The organism is Mitsuaria sp. TWR114 (assembly GCF_007997345.1).
This window is the reverse complement of sequence record NZ_VOSR01000195.1, coordinates 1-5,248: the sequence shown is the minus strand read 5'-3', so window position 1 is coordinate 5,248 and position 5,248 is coordinate 1. Positions and strand designations below refer to the sequence as shown.

2 tRNA genes and 2 rRNA genes are annotated in these 5,248 nt (G+C 53.5%); all 4 read left to right on the top strand.

Going from position 1 to position 5,248, the window contains the following annotated elements:
- Positions 1–155 precede the first annotated feature (155 nt).
- The 4 genes from FUT87_RS09070 to FUT87_RS09055 all read left to right on the top strand — a co-directional run bounded on the left by FUT87_RS09070 (position 156) and on the right by FUT87_RS09055 (position 5,225).
- Positions 156–1,684: ribosomal RNA gene (locus FUT87_RS09070) — 16S ribosomal RNA — on the top strand.
- Between the two features lie 182 nt (positions 1,685–1,866).
- Positions 1,867–1,943, top strand: a tRNA-Ile gene (locus tag FUT87_RS09065).
- 19 nt (positions 1,944–1,962) lie between these two features.
- Positions 1,963–2,038, top strand: a tRNA-Ala gene (locus FUT87_RS09060).
- Between the two features lie 306 nt (positions 2,039–2,344).
- Positions 2,345–5,225 (top strand): 23S ribosomal RNA (locus FUT87_RS09055).
- Together the 16S and 23S rRNA genes with 2 tRNA genes alongside form the textbook arrangement of a ribosomal RNA operon.
- The last annotated feature ends 23 nt before the right edge of the window (positions 5,226–5,248 follow it).

Genomic DNA, 5,248 nt, shown 5'->3' with positions numbered 1-5,248 from the left:
TGGCGAAAGCGGCTTCGATGTTCTTTAAGAATTTACAGCCGATAAGCGTGGGCGTCTGAACGAGCGACCTGAGAAGGTTAAATCTTTAGACGCTCACGGAAATGAATGAAGCTATGAAAGTAGTCTTTGTTCGATTCCGTTGAGTATTCAAGATCGAACTGTAGAGTTTGATCCTGGCTCAGATTGAACGCTGGCGGCATGCCTTACACATGCAAGTCGAACGGTAACGCGGGGCAACCTGGCGACGAGTGGCGAACGGGTGAGTAATGTATCGGAACGTGCCCAGTTGTGGGGGATAACTGCTCGAAAGAGCAGCTAATACCGCATACGACCTGAGGGTGAAAGCGGGGGATCGCAAGACCTCGCGCAGTTGGAGCGGCCGATATCAGATTAGGTAGTTGGTGGGGTAAAGGCTCACCAAGCCAACGATCTGTAGCTGGTCTGAGAGGACGACCAGCCACACTGGGACTGAGACACGGCCCAGACTCCTACGGGAGGCAGCAGTGGGGAATTTTGGACAATGGGGGCAACCCTGATCCAGCCATGCCGCGTGCGGGAAGAAGGCCTTCGGGTTGTAAACCGCTTTTGTCAGGGAAGAAAAGACTCCTGTTAATACCGGGGGTTCATGACGGTACCTGAAGAATAAGCACCGGCTAACTACGTGCCAGCAGCCGCGGTAATACGTAGGGTGCAAGCGTTAATCGGAATTACTGGGCGTAAAGCGTGCGCAGGCGGTTATGCAAGACAGATGTGAAATCCCCGGGCTCAACCTGGGAACTGCATTTGTGACTGCATGGCTAGAGTACGGCAGAGGGGGATGGAATTCCGCGTGTAGCAGTGAAATGCGTAGATATGCGGAGGAACACCGATGGCGAAGGCAATCCCCTGGGCCTGTACTGACGCTCATGCACGAAAGCGTGGGGAGCAAACAGGATTAGATACCCTGGTAGTCCACGCCCTAAACGATGTCAACTGGTTGTTGGGAGGGTTTCTTCTCAGTAACGTAGCTAACGCGTGAAGTTGACCGCCTGGGGAGTACGGCCGCAAGGTTGAAACTCAAAGGAATTGACGGGGACCCGCACAAGCGGTGGATGATGTGGTTTAATTCGATGCAACGCGAAAAACCTTACCTACCCTTGACATGCCAGGAATCTTGCAGAGATGTGAGAGTGCTCGAAAGAGAACCTGGACACAGGTGCTGCATGGCCGTCGTCAGCTCGTGTCGTGAGATGTTGGGTTAAGTCCCGCAACGAGCGCAACCCTTGTCATTAGTTGCTACGAAAGGGCACTCTAATGAGACTGCCGGTGACAAACCGGAGGAAGGTGGGGATGACGTCAGGTCATCATGGCCCTTATGGGTAGGGCTACACACGTCATACAATGGCCGGGACAGAGGGCTGCCAACCCGCGAGGGGGAGCTAATCCCAGAAACCCGGTCGTAGTCCGGATCGCAGTCTGCAACTCGACTGCGTGAAGTCGGAATCGCTAGTAATCGCGGATCAGCTTGCCGCGGTGAATACGTTCCCGGGTCTTGTACACACCGCCCGTCACACCATGGGAGCGGGTTCTGCCAGAAGTAGTTAGCCTAACCGCAAGGAGGGCGATTACCACGGCAGGGTTCGTGACTGGGGTGAAGTCGTAACAAGGTAGCCGTATCGGAAGGTGCGGCTGGATCACCTCCTTTCTAGAGAATGACGAGACCGCCAGGTGGCTTCGGTTGCCTGGGAGAGTCGAGTCCACAAATAGCGAGTTCAGCGCGCCCACACTTATCGGCTGTAGACACACAACAGTGAGTGAGAAAAACGCGTGAGCCTGGCGAGCTGGCCTTGCCGGTTGGCGCGATGCAGGGGCACGCAAGAGATGCGTGGGTCTGTAGCTCAGTCGGTTAGAGCACCGTCTTGATAAGGCGGGGGTCGCTGGTTCGAATCCAGCCAGACCCACCACGAGGATCGACAAGATCTTGGGGGATTAGCTCAGCTGGGAGAGCACCTGCTTTGCAAGCAGGGGGTCGTCGGTTCGATCCCGTCATCCTCCACCAATCACTTCACAGGGTGGCAAACCACAGCGTCAGGACTGGACGCTGTGGTTTGCCAGTCTCGACTTTGAAAGTCGGCTGTTGTTCTTTAACAATTCGTAGAGTCGAATCAGCGTTGCTGGCGGAAAGCTGGCGCTCGTAAAGGGGCGCTCGGCACCGTGCCGCCAGCGACATTTGATTGCGTCACCAGACTTCAACTCTGAAATTCAGAGAAGAAATTGAAGAACGGCGAAAACGCGTGATACTCAATGAATGCTCGAGTTGTCGAGCATCTGTCCTTGACGACATCTGCGGATGTCAAAGTTATAGGGTCAAGTGACTAAGTGCATGTGGTGGATGCCTTGGCGATTACAGGCGACGAAGGACGTGATAGCCTGCGATAAGCTTCGGGGAGCTGGCAAATAAGCTTTGATCCGGAGATTTCCGAATGGGGAAACCCACCTCGTTTAGAGGTATCGCACACTGAATACATAGGTGTGCGAGGCGAACCGGGCGAACTGAAACATCTCAGTAGCTCGAGGAAAAGACATCAACCGAGATTCCGAAAGTAGTGGCGAGCGAAATCGGAGTAGCCCTCGTGTTTTAGCAGTTGGCATATCAGAACGGAATGGAAAGTCCGGCCATAGCGGGTGATAGCCCCGTATGAGAAATGTCGATTGTGGAACTAGGCACGAATAGAGTAGGGCGGGACACGTGAAATCCTGTCTGAATATGGGGGGACCATCCTCCAAGGCTAAATACTCGTAATCGACCGATAGCGAACAAGTACCGTGAGGGAAAGGCGAAAAGAACCCCGGGAGGGGAGTGAAATAGATCCTGAAACCGCATGCATACAAAAAGTAGGAGCCCGCAAGGGTGACTGCGTACCTTTTGTATAATGGGTCAGCGACTTACATTCAGTGGCGAGGTTAACCGAATAGGGTAGCCGTAGAGAAATCGAGTCCGAATAGGGCGAATTAGTCGCTGGGTGTAGACCCGAAACCAGGTGATCTATCCATGGCCAGGATGAAGGTACCGTAACAGGTGCTGGAGGTCCGAACCGACTAGTGTTGCAAAACTAGCGGATGAGCTGTGGATAGGGGTGAAAGGCTAAACAAACCTGGAGATAGCTGGTTCTCTCCGAAAACTATTTAGGTAGTGCCTCAAGTATTACCTTCGGGGGTAGAGCACTGTTTAGGCTAGGGGGTCATGGCGACTTACCAAACCTATGCAAACTCCGAATACCGAAGAGTACAGCTTGGGAGACAGAGCACCGGGTGCTAACGTCCGGACTCAAGAGGGAAACAACCCAGACCGCCAGCTAAGGTCCCTAAAATTGGCTAAGTGGGAAACGAAGTGGGAAGGCTAAAACAGTCAGGATGTTGGCTTAGAAGCAGCCATCATTTAAAGAAAGCGTAATAGCTCACTGATCGAGTCGTCCTGCGCGGAAGATGTAACGGGGCTAAGCCAGTTACCGAAGCTGCGGATGCACAGTTTACTGTGCGTGGTAGGAGAGCGTTCTGTACGCCTGTGAAGGTGGGTCGTGAGGCCTGCTGGAGGTATCAGAAGTGCGAATGCTGACATGAGTAGCGTTAAAGGGGGTGAAAAGCCCCCTCGCCGTAAGCGCAAGGTTTCCTACGCAACGTTCATCGGCGTAGGGTGAGTCGGCCCCTAAGGCGAGGCAGAGATGCGTAGCTGATGGGAAACAGGTCAATATTCCTGTACCGATCAATAGTGCGATGTGGGGACGGAGAAGGTTAGCTCAGCCGGGTGTTGGATGTCCCGGTTCAAGCCTGTAGTCGTGCCTGGTAGGCAAATCCGCCGGGCTTAGATGAGGGGTGATAACGAGTCTGCTTGCAGACGAAGTGAGTGATACCCTGCTTCCAGGAAAAGCCACTAAGCTTCAGCTATTGACGACCGTACCGCAAACCGACACTGGTGCGCGTGATGAGTATTCTCAGGCGCTTGAGAGAACTCTGGAGAAGGAACTCGGCAAATTGACACCGTAACTTCGGAAGAAGGTGTGCCTTTAGTAGGTGAAGCCCCCGCGGGCCAAGCCCAATGAGGCCGCAGAGAATCGGTGGCTGCGACTGTTTATTAAAAACACAGCACTCTGCAAAGACGAAAGTCGACGTATAGGGTGTGACGCCTGCCCGGTGCTGGAAGATTAAATGATGGGGTGCAAGCTCTTGACTGAAGTCCCAGTAAACGGCGGCCGTAACTATAACGGTCCTAAGGTAGCGAAATTCCTTGTCGGGTAAGTTCCGACCTGCACGAATGGCGTAACGATGGCCACACTGTCTCCTCCAGAGACTCAGCGAAGTTGAAATGTTTGTGATGATGCAATCTCCCCGCGGAAAGACGGAAAGACCCCATGAACCTTTACTGTAGCTTTACATTGGACTTTGAACAGATCTGTGTAGGATAGGTGGGAGGCTTTGAAACCTGGTCGCTAGATCAGGTGGAGCCAACGTTGAAATACCACCCTGGTGTGTTTGAGGTTCTAACCTTGGCCCGTTATCCGGGTTGGGGACAGTGTATGGTGGGCAGTTTGACTGGGGCGGTCTCCTCCCAAAGTGTAACGGAGGAGTTCGAAGGTACGCTAAATACGGTCGGAAATCGTGTTGATAGTGCATTGGCATAAGCGTGCTTGACTGCGAGACTGACAAGTCGAGCAGGTACGAAAGTAGGACAAAGTGATCCGGTGGTTCTGTATGGAAGGGCCATCGCTCAACGGATAAAAGGTACTCTGGGGATAACAGGCTGATACCGCCCAAGAGTTCATATCGACGGCGGTGTTTGGCACCTCGATGTCGGCTCATCTCATCCTGGGGCTGTAGCCGGTCCCAAGGGTATGGCTGTTCGCCATTTAAAGAGGTACGTGAGCTGGGTTTAAAACGTCGTGAGACAGTTTGGTCCCTATCTTCCGTGGGCGCTGCAAGATTGAGAGAGCCTGCTCCTAGTACGAGAGGACCGGAGTGGACGCACCTCTGGTGTATCGGTTGTCACGCCAGTGGCATCGCCGAGTAGCTAAGTGCGGAAGAGATAACCGCTGAAAGCATCTAAGCGGGAAACTCGTCTCAAGATGAGTCTTGCCGGGGCCTAGAGCCCCCTGAAGGGTCGTTCAAGACCAGGACGTTGATAGGCTGGGTGTGGAAGCGCAGTAATGCGTTAAGCTAACCAGTACTAATTGCCCGTGCGGCTTGACCCTATAACTTTGACAGTCCCATCGAC